This window comes from Methanocalculus chunghsingensis, assembly GCF_018132105.1.
GTDB classification, from domain to species: Archaea; Halobacteriota; Methanomicrobia; order Methanomicrobiales; family Methanocorpusculaceae; genus Methanocalculus; species Methanocalculus chunghsingensis.
The window spans coordinates 145,433-166,679 of the sequence record NZ_JWHL01000003.1 but is presented as its reverse complement, the minus strand read 5'-3'; the positions used below and the strand labels follow the sequence as shown (position 1 = coordinate 166,679).

22 protein-coding genes are annotated in these 21,247 nt (G+C 52.0%); 8 read left to right on the top strand and 14 right to left on the bottom strand.

The window, feature by feature from the left end; genetic code table 11:
- Positions 1-15: 15 nt before the first annotated feature.
- Positions 16-711, bottom strand: coding sequence for a hypothetical protein (locus tag RJ53_RS03640; protein WP_211530257.1), 696 nt, complete (start codon positions 709-711; stop codon positions 16-18).
- Between the two features lie 309 nt (positions 712-1,020).
- Here RJ53_RS03640 and RJ53_RS03635 point away from each other — a divergent pair, with 309 nt between their 5' ends.
- From RJ53_RS03635 to RJ53_RS03625, 3 genes are all read left to right on the top strand, one after another.
- A complete protein-coding gene (locus tag RJ53_RS03635) occupies positions 1,021-2,241 on the top strand; it encodes a quaternary amine ABC transporter ATP-binding protein (RefSeq protein WP_211530256.1) in 1,221 nt (406 codons plus the stop codon).
- Between the two features lie 7 nt (positions 2,242-2,248).
- The gene (locus tag RJ53_RS03630; protein ID WP_211530331.1) at positions 2,249-3,076 is read left to right on the top strand and encodes an ABC transporter permease; all 828 of its coding nucleotides are present in this window, start codon (positions 2,249-2,251) and stop codon (positions 3,074-3,076) included.
- Between the two features lie 101 nt (positions 3,077-3,177).
- Positions 3,178-4,053: a glycine betaine ABC transporter substrate-binding protein gene (locus RJ53_RS03625; RefSeq protein WP_246495964.1), complete on the top strand. Its 876-nt coding sequence runs from the start codon at positions 3,178-3,180 to the stop codon at positions 4,051-4,053.
- Positions 4,054-4,109: 56 nt separating this feature from the next.
- Here RJ53_RS03625 and RJ53_RS03620 read toward each other — a convergent pair whose 3' ends face one another.
- From RJ53_RS03620 to RJ53_RS03590, 7 genes are all read right to left on the bottom strand, one after another.
- Complete coding sequence (locus tag RJ53_RS03620) at positions 4,110-5,222, bottom strand: nitrogenase component 1 (protein ID WP_211530255.1); 1,113 nt, start codon at positions 5,220-5,222, stop codon at positions 4,110-4,112.
- Positions 5,215-6,264 (bottom strand): nitrogenase component 1, encoded by a 1,050-nt coding sequence (locus RJ53_RS03615; RefSeq protein ID WP_211530254.1) that lies wholly within the window; start codon positions 6,262-6,264, stop codon positions 5,215-5,217. Before RJ53_RS03615 ends, RJ53_RS03620 begins: the two co-directional genes overlap by 8 nt.
- A complete protein-coding gene (gene cfbC / locus RJ53_RS03610) occupies positions 6,224-7,039 on the bottom strand; it encodes a Ni-sirohydrochlorin a,c-diamide reductive cyclase ATP-dependent reductase subunit (RefSeq protein ID WP_211530253.1) in 816 nt (271 codons plus the stop codon). Before cfbC ends, RJ53_RS03615 begins: the two co-directional genes overlap by 41 nt.
- Positions 7,040-7,102: 63 nt before the next feature.
- Positions 7,103-8,566, bottom strand: a complete 1,464-nt coding sequence (locus tag RJ53_RS03605) for a TrkH family potassium uptake protein (protein ID WP_211530252.1) — start codon at positions 8,564-8,566, stop codon at positions 7,103-7,105.
- 40 nt (positions 8,567-8,606) lie between these two features.
- On the bottom strand, positions 8,607-9,563 hold the full coding sequence (locus RJ53_RS03600) for a phosphoribulokinase (protein WP_211530251.1): 957 nt from the start codon (positions 9,561-9,563) through the stop codon (positions 8,607-8,609).
- Between the two features lie 39 nt (positions 9,564-9,602).
- On the bottom strand, positions 9,603-10,613 hold the full coding sequence (fen, locus tag RJ53_RS03595; protein WP_211530250.1) for a flap endonuclease-1: 1,011 nt from the start codon (positions 10,611-10,613) through the stop codon (positions 9,603-9,605).
- Between the two features lie 11 nt (positions 10,614-10,624).
- A complete protein-coding gene (locus tag RJ53_RS03590) occupies positions 10,625-10,936 on the bottom strand; it encodes a hypothetical protein (RefSeq protein WP_211530249.1) in 312 nt (103 codons plus the stop codon).
- A gap of 55 nt (positions 10,937-10,991) precedes the next feature.
- On the opposite strand from RJ53_RS03590, the gene RJ53_RS03585 reads away from it, so the two are divergent.
- Positions 10,992-11,894: a presenilin family intramembrane aspartyl protease PSH gene (locus RJ53_RS03585; RefSeq protein WP_211530248.1), complete on the top strand. Its 903-nt coding sequence runs from the start codon at positions 10,992-10,994 to the stop codon at positions 11,892-11,894.
- Here RJ53_RS03585 and RJ53_RS03580 read toward each other — a convergent pair.
- Entirely contained in the window at positions 11,830-12,807 is a 978-nt protein-coding gene (locus tag RJ53_RS03580) for an NOG1 family protein (RefSeq protein ID WP_394357503.1), read from the bottom strand. The two genes, RJ53_RS03585 and RJ53_RS03580, sit on opposite strands and share 65 nt — an antisense overlap.
- 49 nt (positions 12,808-12,856) lie before the next feature.
- On the opposite strand from RJ53_RS03580, the gene RJ53_RS03575 reads away from it, so the two are divergent.
- Together RJ53_RS03575 and RJ53_RS03570 are read left to right on the top strand one after the other, a co-directional pair.
- Positions 12,857-13,735 (top strand): CBS domain-containing protein, encoded by an 879-nt coding sequence (locus tag RJ53_RS03575; RefSeq protein WP_211530247.1) that lies wholly within the window; start codon positions 12,857-12,859, stop codon positions 13,733-13,735.
- Positions 13,736-13,793: 58 nt separating this feature from the next.
- The gene (locus RJ53_RS03570; protein ID WP_211530246.1) at positions 13,794-14,042 is read left to right on the top strand and encodes a PRC-barrel domain-containing protein; all 249 of its coding nucleotides are present in this window, start codon (positions 13,794-13,796) and stop codon (positions 14,040-14,042) included.
- A gap of 5 nt (positions 14,043-14,047) precedes the next feature.
- On the opposite strand, the gene RJ53_RS03565 is transcribed toward RJ53_RS03570, so the two are convergent.
- The 5 genes from RJ53_RS03565 to RJ53_RS03545 are packed head-to-tail and all read right to left on the bottom strand — an operon-like array spanning position 14,048 to position 19,510.
- Complete coding sequence (locus RJ53_RS03565) at positions 14,048-14,740, bottom strand: phosphoglycolate phosphatase (RefSeq protein ID WP_211530245.1); 693 nt, start codon at positions 14,738-14,740, stop codon at positions 14,048-14,050.
- Entirely contained in the window at positions 14,734-15,708 is a 975-nt protein-coding gene (radA, locus tag RJ53_RS03560) for a DNA repair and recombination protein RadA (RefSeq protein WP_211530244.1), read from the bottom strand. The genes RJ53_RS03565 and radA overlap by 7 nt, the downstream gene beginning before the upstream one ends.
- A 55-nt stretch (positions 15,709-15,763) precedes the next feature.
- On the bottom strand, positions 15,764-17,053 hold the full coding sequence (locus RJ53_RS03555; RefSeq protein ID WP_211530243.1) for an OB-fold nucleic acid binding domain-containing protein: 1,290 nt from the start codon (positions 17,051-17,053) through the stop codon (positions 15,764-15,766).
- A 10-nt stretch (positions 17,054-17,063) separates the two neighbouring features.
- The gene (gene lysA / locus RJ53_RS03550; RefSeq protein ID WP_211530242.1) at positions 17,064-18,365 is read right to left on the bottom strand and encodes a diaminopimelate decarboxylase; all 1,302 of its coding nucleotides are present in this window, start codon (positions 18,363-18,365) and stop codon (positions 17,064-17,066) included.
- The gene (locus RJ53_RS03545) at positions 18,362-19,510 is read right to left on the bottom strand and encodes an LL-diaminopimelate aminotransferase (protein ID WP_211530241.1); all 1,149 of its coding nucleotides are present in this window, start codon (positions 19,508-19,510) and stop codon (positions 18,362-18,364) included. Before RJ53_RS03545 ends, lysA begins: the two co-directional genes overlap by 4 nt.
- A gap of 111 nt (positions 19,511-19,621) precedes the next feature.
- Here RJ53_RS03545 and nifS point away from each other — a divergent pair, with 111 nt between their 5' ends.
- Both nifS and nifU read left to right on the top strand, forming a co-directional pair.
- Positions 19,622-20,803 (top strand): cysteine desulfurase NifS, encoded by a 1,182-nt coding sequence (nifS, locus tag RJ53_RS03540; protein ID WP_211530240.1) that lies wholly within the window; start codon positions 19,622-19,624, stop codon positions 20,801-20,803.
- A 5-nt stretch (positions 20,804-20,808) separates the two neighbouring features.
- Positions 20,809-21,237 (top strand): Fe-S cluster assembly scaffold protein NifU, encoded by a 429-nt coding sequence (gene nifU / locus RJ53_RS03535; RefSeq protein WP_211530239.1) that lies wholly within the window; start codon positions 20,809-20,811, stop codon positions 21,235-21,237.
- Positions 21,238-21,247: the final 10 nt, after the last annotated feature.

Genomic DNA, 21,247 nt, shown 5'->3' with positions numbered 1-21,247 from the left:
AAAAAAGTATTGGTTCTATGATGCCGCTCTTACAGATTGTATCGTGACGACGGCATGTGAATACCCATATCTGAGCGTAATCGTCTCATCGGTCATAGCTGTCACATAGGCAAACCGCGTCATGACATCCGGCTCAATATCATCAAGAGCTATCGTTGGAGAGTCCGCAAATCCGAGAGGAACAAGATCGCCAATCTGTACTGTCTCAAAATCGCCGCCTATTCCTTCAAACTGTTCAAGGGTCATCTCCCTGGTAAGCGGGGCATCAGGATCCTCAAAGGTAAATGGAACGGTGACCCGGTCACGTTCACGATGTCCGATGACGGAATCAGTTATCGCCTTAAACTCTGTTCTGAAGAGTGCAAACGGAGAGATACCACCATACTGGTGAGGAATGGCAATAGTGTCATCTGCCGGAGCATACCCTGCAGTCACCTGAATCGGCCCTGATAGATAGACAAAAACACCATCCCCCTCTGCATCTGCCATGACCAGATCGGAAGTGGTCAGAACAGGTATTCCTTCACCATTATATATTGTATAATCGATAACAACACCATCGCCAGGCTGAATTGCACGAAGTCCGCCTATCCACCCGGTACCAAGAAGAGAGAGCGCCATCATTGCAGCAAAGAGTATGGCGATGGATATCGCTCCAATCTTTGTCCAGTTGATCGGTTCTGCCTTCTTTTTCTTCTTCTGCTGTGCCATATTGATATCAATATAAGCACCATAACCCTAAAGCCTTTGTCAATACCCGTTTCAATCCGACAGAAAGGCTGCTATCGCCCGGGCTGCAGAAGATCCTCAGGCGAAGACTGGTTTTTTACAATATTACCTCACGAATAGAATCATTTCATGACCCAAACAGCTATTAGGGATTTATACAAGGGTACTAAGGCAGGAAGGTTTTTGAGACAGAAGCCATAAGAACATATTATTTTATCATCCAGATTCAGTTCCGGAGGGAGGGTGAAACCACTGTACCCACCGGAAGAAGACATTTATGGAGGCACTACTATGGACGAAGAAGAAACCCCGGAGATACAGATAGAAGTAAAAAATTTGTACAAGGTTTTTGGCAGTAAACCCGAAAAAGGAGTTCAGATGCTGAAAGAAGGGAAAAAAAAGCCGGAGATCTTTGAAAAGACCGGGCTGACAGTAGGTCTTGACAATAACTCTTTTGAGGTATACAAAGGTGAGATATTCGTCTTAATGGGGCTTTCAGGATGTGGAAAGTCAACTCTTCTCCGATGCTTAAACCGTCTTATCGAGCCGACTGAGGGAAGCATCATCATAAATGGAAGAGATATCGTCGGAATGGACGATGAGGAGATGCGGAAGATTCGCAGGCAGCAGCTCGGAATGATCTTTCAGAACTTTGCCCTGCTGCCGCACCGGACGATCATCGATAACGTCGCCTTCGGTCTTGAGATCCAGGGGATTGACATTCCAGAGCGGCATACAAAAGCCGCAGAGGCGATCAAGCTCGTTGGACTTGCCGGCTATGAGGAGAGCATGCCGGATCAGCTCTCAGGAGGAATGAAGCAGCGGGTGGGCCTTGCACGCGCACTCGCAAGCGATGCAGACATTCTCCTGATGGATGAGGCATTCAGTGCCCTTGATCCACTTATCCGTCGTGATATGCAGGACGAGCTGATAGATCTCCAGCAAAGGCTGAGCAAGACGATCATCTTTGTCACCCATGATCTTGATGAAGCCCTGAAGGTCGGAAGCCGGATCGCACTCATGAAGGATGGAAAGATCATTCAGATCGGAACTGCTGAAGAGATCCTGATGAACCCCAGCAATGAATATGTTGAGCGTTTCGTCGCCGATGTTGATATGACCCGGGTACTGACAGCACAGGATGTGATGAAGAAGGCTGATCCGATCATCTCCTGCAAAAGCGGTCCACGCCTGGCTGCCAGGCTGATGAAAGAATATGGGATCTCAAACCTCTTTGTGGTGACACAGCACCGTATTCTGAAAGGGATAGTAACCATCGACGATGTCGTCGAGGCGGTGAAGAATGATCATACAACCCTCGAAGGGATAGTCACAACTGACGTTCCACAGGTTCATCTGACTACACCGCTTGCAGATATCATTCCGATGATTGCTGAAGCAAAACTTCCGCTTGCGGTGATGGATGATGATAACAGACTCAAGGGGATCATTGTGAGAGGATCGGTCCTCTCTGCACTTGCCCGAAAGGAGAGTGAACCAATTGTCGCTTAATATTGGAATTGATCTCCCGAAGATCCCTGTCGGGGCATTCGTATCAGATCTCGTCGACTGGATTGAGGCCAATCTCGGGTGGCTCCTTGATGGAATTACCGCAGTACTACGGTACCTCTTAAACGGATTTCAGGAAATTCTTATGTTCCTGCCACCGGAGATCTTCATCCCGATTCTTGCGATCATCGTCTATTTTGTCACACGGAAGGATCACAAACTAGCAATACTCAGCTTTATCGGACTGCTCCTGATATGGAATCTTCAGCTCTGGGATCATGCGATGATGACACTCGCACTCGTCCTTGCATCAACCATTATTGCTCTGCTTATCGGGATACCGATCGGCATCCTTGCGGCAAACAGTGACTCCATCAATGCTGTTGTCAGGGTTCTCCTCGACTTTATGCAGACGATGCCGGCGTTCGTGTATCTCGTTCCGGCAGTTATCTTCTTCAGTCTCGGTAATGTTCCGGGTATGATTGCAACAGTCGTCTTTGCGATGCCGCCTGCAATCAGGCTGACAAATCTCGGTATTCGTCAGATTCCAACCGAACTGATCGAGGTCTCCGATGCCTTCGGTGCCACTCCCCGCCAGAAACTGATCAAGGTGCAGCTGCCTGTGGCACTCCCGACGATCATGGCAGGTGTGAACCAGTGTATCATGCTCGCCCTCTCGATGGTCGTCATCGCATCGATGATCGGCGCAGGAGGTCTGGGATACCAGGTTCTCGTCGGGATTCAGAGGGTTAATATCGCGATGGGGTTTGAGGCAGGACTTGCCATTGTCATCATCGCCATTATCCTTGATCGGATCACCCAGAACCTCATCAAATAAAAAGATACCCACCAACTTTTTTAATATATTAATCTCAAAAGCAGTATCGGTCTCTATAGACTTTTATTTATCCCAACGAATGAACCGGGATGGATGGTGAAATGATGATTACAAAACGAACATTTATTCCCCTTATCATAGGGCTTATACTCTTCTCAGCAGTCCTTGTAACAGGATGTGTTGATGAGACACCTGCTGAGCCTGCAAAAGAGATTACCATCGGGCTGGTCACCTGGGACTGTGCCATTGCCAGTTCACATGTCCTCGGAGAGGTCCTTGAAGAAGCAGGATATGATGTAACGATCATGGGTGTGGATGCAGGGCCACTCTATGCAGGTCTTGCCCGGGGCGATATTGACGTCACCACGACAGCATGGCTCCCCTTCACCCACGCAACATACTGGGAGGAGTATGGAGATGATCTCGACTACGTAAACGAGAATATCAAAGGAGAAGCACGTATCGGTCTTGTCGTACCTGCATACGTCACTATCGACTCCATTGAGGAGATGAACGGCGTTGTGGAGAACTTTGATGGAAAGATCATCGGAATCGACCCTGGCGCAGGAATTATGACTGCAACAGAGAACGCCATTGAAGAGTACGATCTCGATTATGAGCTTGTTGCAAGCAGCGGTGCAGGCATGGCAGCTGAACTTCGATCAGCCATCAACAGCGAGGAGTGGGTCGTCGTCACCGGATGGGCTCCACACTGGAAGTTCGGCCGCTGGGACCTAAAGTTCCTTGATGATCCAAAGGGTGTCTATGGCGATGCTGAAGATGTCGTCACTATCGCCCGTCTCGGACTCAAAGAGGACCAGCCTGAAGCATATGCCATCATCGAACGGTTCGAGTGGACCGGCGATGACATTGCAGAAGTTATGACTGCCATTGAAGACGGTGTCCCTGACAAGGAAGCCGCCCAGGCATGGATTGCAGCCAACCCTGACAAGGTCAACTACTGGCTTCACGGCTGAACAGGATCATACCGGTAACGGAGACGGGGCCATCCCGTCTCTCACACCGGATCAAATCAGACTTTTTTCTTCCGGTCCATGCAGGCGTTAAGGATCATCTCAACCCCGTTGAGCATCCCTTCACTACCTGCAAGGGGCGGGCTTCCAAGGATCACCCTTCCCCTCTGTGGAGGGGTGATACCAACGAATGCTGCACAGGGCTGCATCTGATGCTCATAGCTTGATCCAAGGATAAGCGTATATTCATCAGAGGAGAGAGCATCGGCGATTGTGGCATAATCCGTGACAGCCACACCAGAAGAGTCATTTCTTGGAAGGATGAGCGGAGAGTCGGCTCCAAGATACGTTGTCAGGATTTCACCAAAGAACGAAGCGTATCCTGCCTGTGCGGCGATGGCGGCAACCGGGGGATCGTGCCGCCTCAGATATTTCTCACAGGCGGTGATAGCACGCTCCTCAGCAAGTCTGCATTCATCAAGAAGAGGGGAGGGATCCGCACCGGGTACCCTCTCCGAAACCCGCATGATCGTATCGCTGCATGATGATATGCCGAGGAGTGACCCGGAATCCTCGCCAATAATCGCGGGATAATCAGGATTGACCATCACCGTCAGAGGGGAGGCATGAGAGACAGCCTTAATATGATCAGCTGCGACAACTGTCCCGACGGGAATACCGGCACGTGCAAGCATTCTCCTTGCTTCATGCAGATTACCCCGCCAGAAGGGATCAAGAAGGCAGACACCCCCGATATTCGCTCCATCTCCGGTTATTGCCGCCTCTCCCATCAGCGTCTCTCCGGCGATACGATAGCCTGTCTCGACCCCCCCTAGAAATCCTGGTGCATCAACGAAGAGAGCAGAATACCCATCAAGATACGGGGCGAGATCCTCACCCATCAGGGCAGGAACACAGGAGTTGACAACCGCGACCCGCCCCCCCCTTTTTGAAACCTCTGCAACAACTGATCGAAGCCGTTCTCCGGTTCCGAAGACGACCTCATCGTGCAGAATGAACGAACCGAAGAGAGGGGTTCTGATGAGGGATTTTGGATAATAATAACAGCCGCTCGACCCGTGAATCACCACAGATATCCCGGTATAACCGGCAAGAAACGCGACAGCCCCTGTCAGGGCACATGGCCAGATGGGATTGATACATTCAGGCACGTGAAATACCCCTCCGCCAGCTCTGGAGCATCCTCCGGACACCGGTGGTTCCGACGGGTGGATCAAACGGGAGAGGGAGGGGGATTCCCGGGTCTTCCTCTACCATACCGAGTGAGTCCATGACCGTACGTGCAACCTGGAGAACACCAGGATCGGCCATAGAAGTATTAATCGAGACTGAAATACCTGCAAGATCAGAAAATGTCGCCACAAGATCATCCTGCATCCCTTCCTCATCCCGGATCGCAGGAAGAGCGTCTATTCCCGCCATATCCCCTGCCTGACGGAGGAACCGGAGACTCCCCTCCAGCCCGAGGGGGAAACCAGAAATGATCTCGGTTCCAAAACGGGAAGAGAGAGCAGATCCTATCGGATCAAGTGAGGGATCGCGCAGGATTGCGTAGCGGGCGGAACTGATCCGGGAACAGTCTCCCGCGGGCATCCTCCGGACGAACCTGAGGCCTGAGTCGATATCGAGGAGGGAGAGGAGGCGGGCAACTTCAGCATAGTTCTCCTCCGCCTCATATTCAAGATTCTTCTCACCGACGATCATCACACCTTCCTCAGTGGAATGGAGATCAGGGGACGAGAGATCCATCAGGCTCATGAGTGCATTCTGTATTCCATCAGAGAAGCCACCACCAAGAAACCCGGATCCCGGAATATGGACAACCGGAACACCCCGTGACTCCCTGCAGACAGCGGCTGTATCATCACCGATGGTCTCTGCGATACAGGTGGAGACGACACAGATGAGGGATGGGTTGTAGGATTCTGCAGAGCGGATCGCCTGCATCAGTGCCCCCTCACCGCCGAAGATCACCTCCTCTTCGCTGACATTGCTTGATACAAGGAGGGGTATATCAAAACAGTCGTTCTCGGCAAGTGATGCATGGAGAAGTGAGGCGTTATGATGGGTGCAGCCGGTCGGACCATGTATCACCGTGACGGCATCCTGCAAAAAACAGGTGACAGAGAGGACACCGGTTAAGGTGCACCCTTCATTCCTTGAGATATCGGTATGCGAGTGATTCAAGATCATCCATCGAGAGTGGTGTTGGGATATGGAATGTCGTATTCTGAAGAATAATATCAGCAGAGCGCCGGTACACTTCCGCCTGAGAAGATTCCGGGGCATATTCGACAACCGTCTTCTTGTTCAGCTCGGCCTGCTGGACCGTCGGGGATCTGGGGATGAATGTAATCATGCGGGATCCGATACTTTCAGCAAATTCACTGACGAGATCCTCCTCATCGACAATATTCTTTCCATTGCCGATCACTCCGCCAAGTCGGACACTGCTCCTCTTATTGGCGCTGAGGCGGGCAATTGCCTTTGCGATATTATTTGCCGCATAGAGGGACATCAGCTCGCCTGATGTGACAAGATAGATCTCTTCTGCGTATCCTTCTCTCATCGGCATTGCAAATCCACCGCAGACAACATCACCAAGGACATCATAAACGATGAGATCGCCCTTGAGGGCCCCAAGCTTCTCAAGGAGCTGGAACGTCGCGATAATACCCCTGCCAGCGCATCCGATTCCCGGTTCAGGTCCTCCGGCTTCAACACACCGGACACCCCGGTATCCGGTGAAGACGATATCCGATACGGATATGTCCTTCTGCTTCTCACGAATCACATCGAGGACCGTCGGGATCACACGCCCGTTCATCAGCATCCGGGTGCTGTCATGTTTTGGATCACATCCTATCTGAAGGAGATCCAGCCCTTTTTCAGCCCATGCAGCCGAGAGATTCGCCGAAGTCGTCGATTTCCCGATACCGCCCTTCCCATAGAGGGCAATCTGTCTCATTACTGTTGAGGTTGGGTGTAAAAGAGTATAGAACTTGTGATAACTCCACAATGATTGTCAACCTCACGCCCGGTCAAATCCTTTCAGAATGCCCATGAAGAGAACGATGACCGGGATCACCTCAAGCCGCCCGATCCACATCAGGAGAATAAAGAAGATCTTGGAGATTGCCGACATATCCGCAGAGACATGGCCGGTACTGATCCCATTATTGCAGGCGGCTGTGATGACATCGAAGATGACATGACTGGTATCATATCCAGCACCTTCAAAAAAGAGGATGAATACGGTGCTTGCGAAGACGATGATGAAGTAGAGTACGATGATCAGCATATTCTTTGAGACCTCATACTCCGCGACCATCTTCGGTATGCTCCGGCCTTCATGCCGGAAAGGAATAATCGCCCGTCCGGAGATGAAGATGCGCCGGAACCACCATATGAGACCCTCATAACAGATCACCACACGTTCAAGTTTCAGGCCCCCGGCAGTACTCCCGGCCGACCCTCCGATGATCATCATGGCTGAGAGGAAGAGGATGGTCGCACTCGGCCAGAGCCCGGGATCGGTATTCTGAAACCCTGTGGTCGTCGCAGCAGATACAGACATAAAGAGACCATAGCGAATGGCATCTGATGCAGGAAGACCACTCTGATAGATGAGATCAGATGTGATGAAGAGAAGACCGCACCCAATGATGGCAAGGAGCAGGGCTGCCTGGCGATCCCGGACAAAAGCAAAGACTTTCTTTGAATAGAGGAGAAAATAGAGTTTGAATGGAAGAGCGCCTGCGATCATGATGGGGATGAGAAGGAGCTCCATCAGATAATTATCATAATGTGCGATGCCTGCATCATACATCGTAAACCCGCCTGTCGCAATCGCGACCAGAGAAAGATTCAGCGCATCCCAGAGACCCACACCGGAGAAGAGCAACAGTCCGATTCCGGCGAGTGTCAGAACAATATAGATCTTCCACATATAGACCCCGGTATCAACGACACTTGGCAGGAAAGATTCTGATCGTGCCTCAGATCGGTACATCCCCCTCTGAACAAGGCCAGATCGATTGACCATTGCGATAGTAAAAGCAACAATCCCGATACCCCCCATCCATTGCATAAAGGATCGCCAGAAGAGGAGTGTCTTTGGAAGATCATCCAGTCCGCTGATCATGGTCAGGCCTGTCGTCGTCCATCCGGACATCGCCTCAAAGACACAGTCAAGATAGGGCATTCCAAGGGTAAGATGGAACGGGAGTGCACTGATAATAGCTGCAAAGAGCCAGACAACAGCAACAGAGCTGAGAGAGACCGAGAGGCGTGCCTGCTTATTTGAAGGTGGCGCATTCCTGAGGAGACTGCCGGTGAGGAAGAAGATGATGGGAACGATCGCCATCGCCAAAAGAACATCCCACTCATGATAATATGCTGTGATCAGGAGAGGGGCCGAAGAGGCAAACCCCATAAACTGAAGGATGCCCCCGAGATCACGGGCGATGACCAGGAAGTGCTCCCACCGATCCATTGTATCAGATAGTACGGTTGAGCGTAAATAGATTCACCGGTCAGAACGGCTCTTCGGTGAGAGAACATCGCCTGCAGATGATACGCCACGCAATGAGGAGAGCAACCACGTTCGTCGGGGTGATCGTTCTCCCCGGGAAGAAAGGGAGAGCGCATATTGTGGTCTGCTCCTCGATACTCTCCTCAAGTGAACGGGCGAAGCCGAAAGGGAGATACCCATCAAGAGTCAGTGAGGAGAGCCGGCGGTCATCAAGCATCACCTCACCTGATCCGATGCTGAAAGGCCCGTCTGCACACGGGAGGATCCGTGCGAGATCAAGGGTAAACGGAACCGCAGGGACACAACCAACCGGGATAGCCTGGAGAAGAGATACCCTGTAGAGTGAGGAATCATCGGGCAAAGCGCAGCTGCTCTCCTCGATCCTGATGATTATATCTGCGTATTTCCGTTGGAAAGCGATGTATTTTTCAAAATCAGGCTTTCTCTCCTCGATTTCTGCAAGAACCTCCTCACGGCGGTAGCCCCGATCCCCGACATCACGCCTGAGCTTCCATGCAAATTTGACATCATCATCGGGATCAACATAGATCGAGATATCAATTAATGATCGCAGCTCCTCATTGAAGAGGGGGTGCAGTCCTTCGATGATAATGATGTTCCGGGGAGCAAACCGAACCTCCGGATCAAAGGTGCCGGTCTCATGGTTGTAGACGGGCTTGGATATCACCTTTCCTGATCGGAGATCGGCAAGATCAGAGGCGAGACGATCGAAGCGATTTGCATCCGGATGGAGGGGGGTGATCCTCTTCTCTGCACGCTCCTCCCGATCATATCTGTGGTAGTCGTCGAGGGTGATCGTTCCGACAACCGATGGCCCAAGGATAACCCGGATGAGATTAGTAAATGTCGTCTTTCCGGAACCACTATCCCCCGCAACCCCGATGATGAGCGGGGTGGTTGATTCTGATAGCGCGATATGATACTCGTCGGGTGTCATAGTTGATAGTTGCTTTTGGTTTTATTCAGCCTTATTGTATCAGAACCATTGATCAAGGCGCTTCTGGCCGGAAGATGAGCGGGAAGGGGCAATCCGCTCCAGTACTCCTGAGATGCGATCAGCAGAGAAGCCATACTCCTCGATCAGCATCTCCCTCACACCCTCCGGATCCGGGGGTCGCCATTCCGGCCGATACTCTCTGGTGACCGGGGGGGAGAGGAAGAACTCCCGGACGGGATCGGGATCAAATGCCGGATCCTTCTCCCTGAGCACCTCATCAAATCGTCCTTCACGAACAATCTTCTCGGCCTTCTTCGGGCCTATCCCATAGATCCCATCGTTGAAGTCGGTTCCGACGAGGATAGCGATATCAATCAGCATCTCCCTTGTCATCGAAAGGCCATCCAGGAGCTCGGGGAGATATATCCGCTCAGGAGAGATCGTCTGCTGCTTCCCCCGTATTCGCCGCTTCCCGGAGACGGTAAGGTTTCTGACAAGAACCGATGCTCCAAAGAGAAGTGAGTCATAATCCTGTGAGACCGAGTAGGTCGCTACTCCGGATTCGATGAGTGCTGCAGACTGAGCCTCACCTTCAGAGGGGGCCTGCATCCAGGGGATGCCAAGTGCATCCAGAAGCCGCTGACTGCTCCCGATGATCGCATGATCGATCCGGGACGAGGCCATAGCTGCACGATACGCGGCCTCGGTGTCACCCCGTCTCAGAGCATCCTCCCAGTTCGCCTGCCCGGCTTCACGCACCTCGCGCCTCTCTGATATGGTCTTCTGCTTAAGATCCGGTGGAGAACCGTCATAGATATAGACAGGGCTGATCTCCTTCTCAAGGAGATGTGCAGTCCGGAAGAGGATTCCCGAGAGATGGGAGGTAATTCTTCCTTCTGTATCCTTCAACGGGGTTCCATCAGGCTGTCGAATGATCGAGATAAACTGATAGAGTGCATTATGTGCATCGATGGCTGCCACTCCTTTAAGCTCCTCCCACCCGACGGGATGGCGGTACCCTTCAAGGAGAGGACGAATAGGTACTCCCATATATGGATCCGTTAGCGGTACCGGCGGTTCATACCATCGACGATCACACCAAGTTGTTCAATAATGCGTTCATGCTTGCGGCTGAGGCTTGAAGAGATCTCTTCAAGATTTACCCGCATTGTCCTTTCCCGGGAGATGATACTCTCTTCCAAACGCCGAATCTTTAATCCGAGTGAGAAGAAGAGACCTCCCAGTGAGAGCATCATCAGCGTTGCTGCGACCACGATAGTAATATCCTGCCAGAGCCGGAGGACGAGCATCAGTGTCGAGAGGACCAGCACGACGATGAGGATACCATCCCAGAGAGAATCACGAGCGTCCATGTTTTACCATAAGAAGAACCATAATAATTAAGCTACCTATCCGGAGCAGACTCTTATGGATCAGCAAAATCTACCTGCTATCATCGGCATGCCGATCATCCTCCTCGCCGTTATCATCGGTGGAGTACTTCTTGCCGGACCTGTTGAAGGTGCAGGATTAACCGCATTTGAGGATCCCGATTCAATGGCAAATCCCTTCATTTTCCTTGCCATTCTCCTGACATTCACCGCCATCCTTCTTCTCCTCATACGCGCGGCAAAACAGAATCTGATCAGTCTGATCATCGGTGGGTCAATCTTCCTCACCTACATCTATGTCTATTCTGCGATCCTCCACCACGTTTTCGGAGATGATATCATCACCATACCTGGTGCCATCCTCTTTGCAGGAGTCTCCATCGGGCTCCTCTACAGGTACCCCCGATGGTATGTCATCGACGCGCTCGGCATTATCCTCGCCTCTGGTGTCGCGGCAATCTTTGGTGCCTCGCTTGCGATCATGCCGGTGATCATCCTGCTCGCGGCCCTTGCCATCTATGATGCCATCTCAGTCTACCGGACAAAGCATATGATCACGCTTGCCGAAGGGGTGATGGAGCAGAAGATGCCAATCCTGTTTATTATACCAAAGGATCGACATTTCACCGGCACATATGAGAAGATATCTCCCCCACCTGCAGAGGAAGGGAAGAAAAAAGAGAGGAGCACATTTCTTATGGGTATGGGAGATGCAATCATGCCTGCAATTCTTGTTGTTTCTGCATTCACCTTTCTCGAAAGCCCTGTTCCGGCGATTGGAGCTGCCGCCGGAACCTTTGTCGGGCTTTTCGTCCTCCTTACAATGGTCTTTTCCGGAAAACCACAGGCAGGGCTTCCACCATTAAACGGAGGGGTTATTCTTGGTTTTCTGGCAGGGTGTATGCTGGTATCGGAGTGGTCGTGGGTGTTCGTTCTTTAAGAGCGGCCTCCAGAACCTCCTCAACCCCCTCTCCTGTCACTGTTGACATATTCAAAACCCCTTCATAACGGGCCAAATCCGATTTGTTGGCAACGACGATGACCGGGACCTTCGCCAGCTCCCTGACCTCCTCAAGAAGCAGTTCCTGTGTCTCAAGATCATAGCCGCAATGGGCACTGGCATCGATGATAAAGATGATGAGATCTGCAACATAGATGAGGGCGTTAAGGGCCTGCCGCTCGATCCGGTTCCTCTCGGTTCGCCCGGCAGTATCCAGGATACCAGGTGTGTCGATGAACTGTATCCTCTCCCGTCGGGTCACCTGGCGGTGACCGACAACGACCCCTTTTGTGGTGAACGGATATGATGCCACCTCGGGGGTCGCTGTTGAGACGAGCCTGATGAAAGAGCTCTTTCCGACATTCGGATACCCGGCGATGACGACCGTAAACTCATCCGGTGAGACGACCGGAAGTTTCCGGAGGATGTTGCGTGCATCATTTAAAAACCTGAGATCCTTATCGATCTGGTGAACCATCGAAGCGATCCGTGCCACTGCCTGTTTACGTGCGGCAAGGCTGTCAGGAGTATGGCGCATCGTCTTTGCGATCTCCTTGCCTTTATCACGGGTGTGCCATGCCGCCCAGCCGACAGCGCCAAATGCCTTTCTCATCTCCTCGATATCAAAGAGGATGTCGACAAGATCCCGATAGAACGGGGGGAGAGTATGAAATTCAGGGAATGACTGGATGATCGCCACCAGTTTATCATGAACCGCCTGGGTGATCGCTCTGACAAACTCTTCATTGGCTCGATCTTTATTGTTCTTTTTGCGCATCTTCTTTGCCGCACGGCGAAAACTCCTGTCGAGTACTTCATCTGCCGTCGGAACGGTTGGTATTGTATCAAACATCAGCGACGTATCCCCAAGCTATTTATTTGTATATAAATGAACAATCATTATGGATCTCTCACTCATCCAGAAAGATATTCTTATTACATTAATCTCCCTCTATCATCAACATTCTCATCCCGTGAAAGGAGATGACATCGCAAATATCATAAAACGAAATCCGGGAACTGTTCGAAACCAGATGCAGGCTTTAAAAGCCCTTGGCCTTGTTGACGGAGTTCCGGGGCCAAAAGGCGGGTATCATCCAACCGCAGAGGCATATAAGGAGCTGAATATTAAGCCGACAGATGATGAGGCTGAGGTGACAATAAAAAAAGACGGGGAGGTGATAAAGGGGATTAAAGTGACAGAGATAGACTTTACCACCCTCTGCCACCCGGATCTCTGCCACTCCCTGATCAGGATAATAGGTAATGTCAGAAATTTCGCAATCGGAGAAGAGATTACCATCGGCCCGACACCTGTGAACAAACTGATGATCCGCGGTGAGGTCTTCGGCAGGGATGAGATTCAGGGCGCGCTTCTTATCTCAATATCCGAGATGACATCACTCCCAAAGAAGTCGATCCGCCACTATATGAGCGCTCCCCTCATCAGTATGGCACCAGAAACATCAATTCATGAAGCGATAACCATCTGCAACAGGCACAAAATTCATGGAGCCCCGGTCATCATGGGGGAGGAGCTCATCGGCATTGTCACCCTGACAGATATCATCAAGGCAATTGATCGCAACCTTCCCCTCGATACTCCCATCAGTACCGTAATGACCCATGAAGTTATCGAGGCTGATGGAGATACCAGGTTGTATGAGGTGATACGCAGGTTTAAAGAGCGTGAGATCGGAAGGCTGATCGTTGTCGAGGATGGAAAGCCGGTCGGCATCCTCACCCAGTCTGATATTATCCGGGTCTTTCCCACCCTGTAACTTCTTCTTTTTGGAAAAATGAGAATAATTTATATACTTATCAACCAACCATCTTTCTATGACTTTGGCTTTTGCTCGTACGCTTCGGCGGAAGAAGATCATGAGTAGTGATGGCAAGGTGATCGGGCAACTAAAAAATATTATGATTGATGTTGACAGTGGTCAGGTGATCAACCTGGTCGTGCTGCCCGAAGCCGGGTTTGATGCCTCAAGCTATAAGCTGGATAACAACTGCATGCTCGTCCCGTTTGAAGCAGTGAAGGATATAAAGGACTATATCGTTGTTGACCGGTATATGCTCAGATAATCAGATTATAGAAAGCGTTCAAGGGCAGATAAAACTCCATCAGAGAAACCATCACCATAAGAGCGCTCGATAATACAATCAGCAACTTTTTTCAGACCGGCAGTTCCATTTTTCATCGTCATTCCATACCCCGCAGATTCCAGCATCTCAATATCATTATCCGAGTCTCCGATAGCGAGGAAATCTTCCGGAGAGAGGGAGAGGAGCGGAGCAAGTTCCTTAAGCGCGGTCCCCTTCGAAACACCGGGCGACTGAAGATGGATTGCAAATCCGGTGTCGATCACCTTCACCGGCATATCGGCCAGGACATCCCTGACCTCCCCTGCCGGGATAGTCTTTGCAAATGCAACATCCGCATATCGAAGATGCATGCTGTACGGAATGAGATTCTTCCCCTGATCTCCAAAATGGGATGAGAGGCGATCATAAGCCAGAAGGCAGATCGAACGGTCACCCGTCACAACAGGATCGCCATCATAGCCGGTCTGAAATACCCCTCCGTTTTCACCGATGGCTGCACCACCCGTCCCGATCATCCGGGCAACTGCATCAAGAAAGCAGATGGTATTCCCGGAAGCAAGAACGACCGGGATGTCCCTATCCAGGAGGAGGCGGATCGTCTCGATCGCACGGGTATTGATCCTTCGGTTCTCATCGGTCAATGTGCCGTCAATATCACAGACAAGGGCCTTTAACACGGTTTTATTCCTGCCTTCTCAACCATGAAGGTTGCTTCGCCTTCAGGGAGGTTCGGGCTGTCAACGAGCCGTGCAATCCTTTTGCCAGCCTTGCTCTTCCTCAGGTAAAGCCGGAATGTCGCCGAATGACCAACGATATTTCCACCAATCGGCTTTGTCGGATCTCCAAAGAAGACACCGGGGTTTGACATAACCTGATTGGTGACGAGGGCGACTGCATTATGCTCATCGACGAGCTTGAAGAGTTCGTGCATATGGCGGTTCAGTTTCTGCTGTCGTGGTGCAAGTGTCCCCCGCCCCGCATACTCTGCACGGAAGTGGCTGGTGAGTGAATCAACGATAATAAGCCGGATAGGTTTATCTGTATCCCTCTTCTCATTTGCAAGATCCCGCGCGCTATCGATGAGGAGCATCTGGTGATCCGAGGTGTGTGCCCGTGCAATATGGATATTCTCAAGGAACTCGGCAGGGGTTCCCACCTCACAGTCGACCAAAAGCCCCTCCACCATCTGGGTGATACGTTCAGGCCGGAAGGTATTTTCAGTATCGATATAGAGACAGCTCCCTGCCAGGCCGCCACACTCTTCAGGAAGCTGGCAGTTAACCGCCATCTGATGGACGATCTGGCTCTTTCCGGATCCAAATTCCCCATAGAGCTCGGTGATCGCCTGGGTCTCGATCCCTCCGCCAAGGAGCTCATCGAACTCAGGAACAAATGACCTGAGTTTTCGTACATCCTGCCTCTTGATAAGGACATCCGTTCCGGTCTTGAAGCCACCGATATCGGCGATCTCCCGTGCGCCCTTGATGATCTTTTTTGCAGTCGCCTCACCAAGTTCTGCAGCCTCGGCAAGATCAGCTGTTGTAGCGGTGGCGATACTCTCCACCGTGCAATATCCGGCTTCACGAAGCCGCTCTGCACTTGCAGGACCGATACCCGGGACATCTTCCAGTTCTATTAATGACATAATATCTTCTTACTCCTGTGCTGAGATATGATCTGATATTCTCAGGGAGAGGTTATCAATACCTGACAGCAGGGGGTGAAAGTGAAACAAGTTCATCTGCACGAGCCCCGAGATCCCTGGGATCGGTGACGATGAGCTCGGCCTCATCAACAGAGAGTCGTACACCAGAAAGCCTCCCTTTCAACCGGTATCGTCCGGCGATCATTAGGTCTTTTGATTCAGGAATATAGAGATTCCCGTCAGCAGCGAAAGCAACCCCTTCAGGAGATAGGACGATCACCCCTTCAATCTGAACATCACAGGAAAGGTTCGGGATAACGCTGATGGCACTCCCAAAACCGACAGATAATTCCACATCACCATAACGGTTCAGTCGTGCCGATGCATTGTAAACCTCAATCATCTCACCAGGGAAGAACGGATCCCTCGCCCGCTCACCCCAGATCACAATCCTGAGCGGGCCGTCAATAAAGAGATTCCGAACCCATGAAGCATCCCCCTTCCGTGTGGTGAAGGGGCGGGCCGGATGGACGGTGGTGATCTGACCACGAACAGAGTAGACGCCTTTATCCATCACCTCACCCGGCGGAGTCAGGAGGAGACCAATTTCGTTATCAAGCGGAATGATCGCTGATCCCTCGTCAAGGAGATACTCGACACCATCATCCGTCGAACGACGCTTTGCACCGGTTATCCTGACAGATGCACCCTCGCGGAGGGTATCAAAGAGGGTGGAATCCCAGCCAAGAAGCCGCGCTGAGCCTGTCGGATCCCCGATGATCGCCTCGCAGATGATTCCTTCACCCCCATCTCTCCGAACGAAGGCTCGTGGTGGCTGGATCGCGAGAATTCGTGCATCGATATCAGCTTCGGAGGGGAGGGAGGACTCTTTCTGTACCGGAACATGGATCTCAACACCGGTGACACGGACGGCAAGGCCATGAATCTCGATTTTTTTTCCTTCCTTCGGACGCCCGATCACCTCAAGGACAGTACCTGTCCCGACTTCATGAATACCCGCCGCTTTTTCATCCCAGAGGACGAGGATGATACTTCCTGTCTCATCGGCGAGTTCGACCCTGGCGACACATCCGACTGAGCCGTCATCACGGGTAAACTCTTTGGGTTCGGTGAGACGCATCACCCTGCCATAGAGGGAGACAAGAGAGGGGGAGGGGGTGATCGATCCTATCTTCTGATGGGCCCTGCCGATATCCTCAACGACGAGAAGGGCGGCTGCCGTCTCATCAATGGCACCACCATATAAAGCGGCCTTCTCCTCGACAAGACGATCAAACTCCTCTCTGCTGAGGATATCATCAACGAGGGCGTAATGAAACCTCACAGAGAACCTCTCACTCCTGCTGCCATGAAGGGATCAGCATCGTAGCACAGAGATCATCGATCGTCTCGCCCCGTCGGACAAGCTCGGCATGATCTCCCTTTACCATCACCTCAGGAGATCGCGGCCGTCCATTATACTGGGATGCCATGGCATACCCGTATGCTCCGGTGTCAAGAATCGCAATGAGATCGCCTGCGACCGGTTCCGGCAGGAGGCGATCCTCTGCGATGATGTCTCCGGTCTCACAGATGGGACCTGCGACCGTCACCTTCTCTTCACCCGGCTGGTCCGCCTTGTTTGCCATGATCACCTCATGCCATGAGTCATACATTGCAGGCCGTAGGAGAAGGTTGAAACCTGCATCGACATTCGCGAACGTCTTAAAAGCACGCTTCACCGAGTTGACCCTGGTGAGGAGAACCGTCGACTCCGCAAGGAGCCATCGGCCCGGCTCGACCCAGAGCTGTGGTGAGATCCCGTGTTTCATCATCCCTTCAACAAAGACAGGCATGACGGCGGCTGCATACTCTTCCGGTGTCGGAGCAACATCAGTCTCACGGTGGTACGGCACACCAAGGCCGCCGCCGAGATCGATGAACTCGAGCGTAACGCCAAGCGCGGTCACCTCACCTGCAAGATCCGCCATTACAGCAGCGGCACGGGCAAATGGTTCAACATCAAGGATCTGTGATCCAATATGGCAGTGCATCCCGACGGGAATGACATAGGGTGCATCACGTGCTGCCGCATATGCAGCGATGATCTCGCCGGCAGGTATTCCAAACTTCGTTGTTGCAAGGCCTGTTGCGATCTTTGGGTGTGTCGGCACCTCAAGTGCAGGATTCACCCGGAATGCGATAGGAACCGTCTTCTTCGCTTCAGATGCGATCTTTGAGAGCTGATTGAGTTCATCAATGGAGTCGATGGATACACGAACACCACTCTCAACCGCAAGCCTGAGATCATCCGTTGATTTTGAGGTGCCATTGAAGAGGAGGCGTTCAGGCTTCATCCCTGCACGAAGGGCGAGGGTCAGTTCACCTGAGGAGAAGACATCGGCACCTGCACCTTTTCTGGCAAGTGCACGGAGAACGGCAAGGTTACCATTTGCTTTGGCTGCATAGAGGATCTGAACTCCGGGGTAGTAGCTGGCCAGGGCTGACTGGAACCGTTCGAAATTAGAGACGATATGATCTTCATTGATGACATACAGGGGTGTTCCATAGCGTTCTGCCAGATCGACGAGATCATGCTTCCCGGTTACCAGATGGCCATTTCTTATGGAGAGATGGGCGGGGAGTCGGAGGGTCATCGCCTCATCCCCTCCATACGGCCTACCGCCTCGGTGATCCGCTCAACAGACCGGGTGATGGCAAACCTGACATACCCGTCACCACTCGCCCCAAACCCGACGCCGGGTGTTGCGACAATCCCGGCCTCATCGAGGAGGCGGGCGGCAAACGCCATCGAGTCATCCACCTTCAGCCAGACATAGAAGGTTGCCTTCGGAGCCTGAACCTCATATCCGAGACTGCGAAGTCCTTTGACAAGGACGTCACGCCGCTCCTGGTAGATGCTGCATGCCTCGGCGACACAGGTCTGAGGTCCGGTAAGGGCAGTGACACCGGCAAGCTGAACCGCATCGAAAGCACCTGAGTCGATGTTGGTCTTGACCCTGCCGAGACCGGCGATGATCTCCTTGTTTCCAACAGCCATTCCAAGACGCCATCCTGTCATATTGTAGGTCTTTGAGAGTGAATGCATCTCGATTCCAACCTCAAATGCACCATCTGCCTCAAGGAACGAAGGGGCAGTATATCCGTCAAAGGTTATCTCAGAGTAGGCATTGTCATGGACGGCGACGATATTGTTTTCCCGTGCAAACTCAACGACCTCGTTGAAGAACGAGAGAGGAGCGATGGCTGATGTCGGGTTGTTCGGGTATCCAAAGAAGAAGAGTTTCGTCTTCTCGAGAATATCCTTTGGAATTGATGCAAGATCCGGGAGGAAGCCATTCTCTTCAAGGAGAGGGAGGGGATGGCAGATACCTTCCGCAAAGAGGGTCGAGGTCTTATAGACCGGGTATCCGGGATCGGTTGCAAGGACGACATCGCCGGGATTGACGAATGCCTCCGGAACATGGGCGATCCCCTCTTTTGAACCAATAAGGGTGATCACTTCACTCTTCGGATCAGCGGTGACACCAAAACGTCCTTTGTACCATGACGCAACTGCTTCCCGGTACGTCGGAAGACCAAGATATGATGGATAATGATGGTTCGCCGGGTCACGGGCAGCTGTGCAGAGGGTCTCGACGATATGCGGTGGTGTCGGGAGATCAGGATCTCCAACACCGAGATCGATGACATCTACACCGGCACGCCTCTTTTCATCTTTCATCTCATCAATGCGTGCAAACAGATAGGGTGGAAGGTTGTCAAGGCGTTTTGCGTACATACGAGGTACTGTTCTTCCTTGGTGTACTTAAGAATCACGTATGTGGAAGGTATATTCCCCTTGACAAAAGGTTATTGCACCATTGGAAGATACTATGATACGAGGGCTGAGATGGAAAATAAACATGAAATTTATCTGGATAATGCAGCCACGACCAGAACACACCCGGATGTGGTTTCCGCAATGCTCCCGTACTTCTCTTTGCATTTCGGGAATCCATCATCGCTCTATAGCATTGCCAGAAGCTCGCGCACCGCGATAGAAGAGGCACGCCGGAAGGTCGCGGCAGCACTTGGAGCAGATGAAAGGGAAATCTTCTTCACATCCGGGGGGACGGAGTCTGATAACTGGGCAATACGCGGGATAGCATCAGCGCATGGGAAGAAAGGGCGCCATATTATCACAACCGCAATTGAACATCATGCTGTCCTGCATACCGTCGAGGCACTTGAAAAAGAGGGGTTTGAGATCACATATCTTCCCGTCGATGAGTACGGAATGGTATCTCCGGAGAGTGTTGAGGAGGCGATCAGACCCGATACCATCCTCATCTCGGTGATGCTTGCAAACAATGAGATCGGGACCATTCAGCCTGTTCAGAAGATCGGAGAGATTGCACGATCGCATAAGATTATCTTCCATAGCGATGCAGTCCAGGCTATCGGCCAGATTCCTGTCGATGTGAGAACGATGAATGTTGATCTCCTCTCCATCTCAGCACATAAGTTCGGCGGACCAAAGGGAGTGGGAGCACTCTTTATCCGGCGTGGCCTGCGGATCGATCCCCTTCTGTATGGAGGTGCGCAGGAGCAGAGGCGGCGGGCGGGTACCGAAAATGTCCCCGGAATCGTCGGCCTCGGTGCGGCTATCGAGCGTGCAGCCGCAATGATGTCGGAGAAGGCTGAGAGGATGAAAAAGCTCCGGAAAAGACTCATTGACGGGCTTCTGACGATCCCAAAGAGCAGGCTCAACGGCCATCCCACCGAACGGCTCCCAAACAATGTCAACATCATCTTCGACTATATCGAGGGAGAATCGATCCTCCTCCTCCTTGATGCCAACGGGATTGCGGCATCAACAGGGAGCGCCTGTACCTCCGCCTCTCTTGATCCCTCCCATGTGCTCCTCGCCTGCGGCCTTCCTCATGAACAGGCCCATGGATCACTACGCCTGACACTTGGCGAGGAGACGACAGAAGCAGATATAGACTATGTCCTTGGGGTCGTTCCAACGGTCGTACAGCGACTCAGGGATATGTCACCATTAACGCCAAAAGAACTGCGAACAAGGTGAAGCGTATGTACTCAGAGACAGTGATGGATCATTTCAACAACCCCCGGAACCAGCGGGAGATACCCGATGCTGACGGCATCGGTGAGGTCGGTAACCAGAAATGTGGCGATATCATGCGGATATTCCTCAAAATTCATGATAATGTCATTGAAGATGCATCATTTCAGACCTTCGGATGCGGAGCAGCTGTTGCATCCTCATCGATGGCAACGGAGATGATCAAAGGAAAGACCCTTGAGGAGGCATGGGAGATCTCAAACAAAGCCGTGGCTGAGGCACTTGAAGGGCTCCCCCCACAGAAACTCCACTGCTCGGTTCTTGCTGAAGAGGCGATACACGCCGCAATCAACAATTATCTCGAGAAGATGGGGCTTGAGCCCTGGGAAGAGGGGGAGGGGAGCTGCGCCGGATGCAGTGGCTGCGGGACCGACTAATACCGAATCT

What these genes read in the sequence shown, in the direction of transcription:
- RJ53_RS03640 (WP_211530257.1), bottom strand. Translation starts at nt 711, where the DNA reads ATGGCACAGCAGAAGAAGAAAAAGAAGGCAGAACCGATCAACTGGACA.
- RJ53_RS03635 (WP_211530256.1), top strand. Translation starts at nt 1,021, where the DNA reads ATGGACGAAGAAGAAACCCCGGAGATACAGATAGAAGTAAAAAATTTG.
- RJ53_RS03625 (WP_246495964.1), top strand. Translation starts at nt 3,178, where the DNA reads ATGATGATTACAAAACGAACATTTATTCCCCTTATCATAGGGCTTATA.
- RJ53_RS03615 (WP_211530254.1), bottom strand. Translation starts at nt 6,264, where the DNA reads ATGATCTTGAATCACTCGCATACCGATATCTCAAGGAATGAAGGGTGC.
- cfbC (WP_211530253.1), bottom strand. Translation starts at nt 7,039, where the DNA reads ATGAGACAGATTGCCCTCTATGGGAAGGGCGGTATCGGGAAATCGACG.
- RJ53_RS03605 (WP_211530252.1), bottom strand. Translation starts at nt 8,566, where the DNA reads ATGGATCGGTGGGAGCACTTCCTGGTCATCGCCCGTGATCTCGGGGGC.
- RJ53_RS03600 (WP_211530251.1), bottom strand. Translation starts at nt 9,563, where the DNA reads ATGACACCCGACGAGTATCATATCGCGCTATCAGAATCAACCACCCCG.
- fen (WP_211530250.1), bottom strand. Translation starts at nt 10,613, where the DNA reads ATGGGAGTACCTATTCGTCCTCTCCTTGAAGGGTACCGCCATCCCGTC.
- RJ53_RS03590 (WP_211530249.1), bottom strand. Translation starts at nt 10,936, where the DNA reads ATGGACGCTCGTGATTCTCTCTGGGATGGTATCCTCATCGTCGTGCTG.
- RJ53_RS03585 (WP_211530248.1), top strand. Translation starts at nt 10,992, where the DNA reads ATGGATCAGCAAAATCTACCTGCTATCATCGGCATGCCGATCATCCTC.
- RJ53_RS03580 (WP_394357503.1), bottom strand. Translation starts at nt 12,807, where the DNA reads ATGTTTGATACAATACCAACCGTTCCGACGGCAGATGAAGTACTCGAC.
- RJ53_RS03575 (WP_211530247.1), top strand. Translation starts at nt 12,857, where the DNA reads ATGGATCTCTCACTCATCCAGAAAGATATTCTTATTACATTAATCTCC.
- RJ53_RS03570 (WP_211530246.1), top strand. Translation starts at nt 13,794, where the DNA reads ATGACTTTGGCTTTTGCTCGTACGCTTCGGCGGAAGAAGATCATGAGT.
- radA (WP_211530244.1), bottom strand. Translation starts at nt 15,708, where the DNA reads ATGTCATTAATAGAACTGGAAGATGTCCCGGGTATCGGTCCTGCAAGT.
- lysA (WP_211530242.1), bottom strand. Translation starts at nt 18,365, where the DNA reads ATGACCCTCCGACTCCCCGCCCATCTCTCCATAAGAAATGGCCATCTG.
- RJ53_RS03545 (WP_211530241.1), bottom strand. Translation starts at nt 19,510, where the DNA reads ATGTACGCAAAACGCCTTGACAACCTTCCACCCTATCTGTTTGCACGC.
- nifS (WP_211530240.1), top strand. Translation starts at nt 19,622, where the DNA reads ATGGAAAATAAACATGAAATTTATCTGGATAATGCAGCCACGACCAGA.
- nifU (WP_211530239.1), top strand. Translation starts at nt 20,809, where the DNA reads ATGTACTCAGAGACAGTGATGGATCATTTCAACAACCCCCGGAACCAG.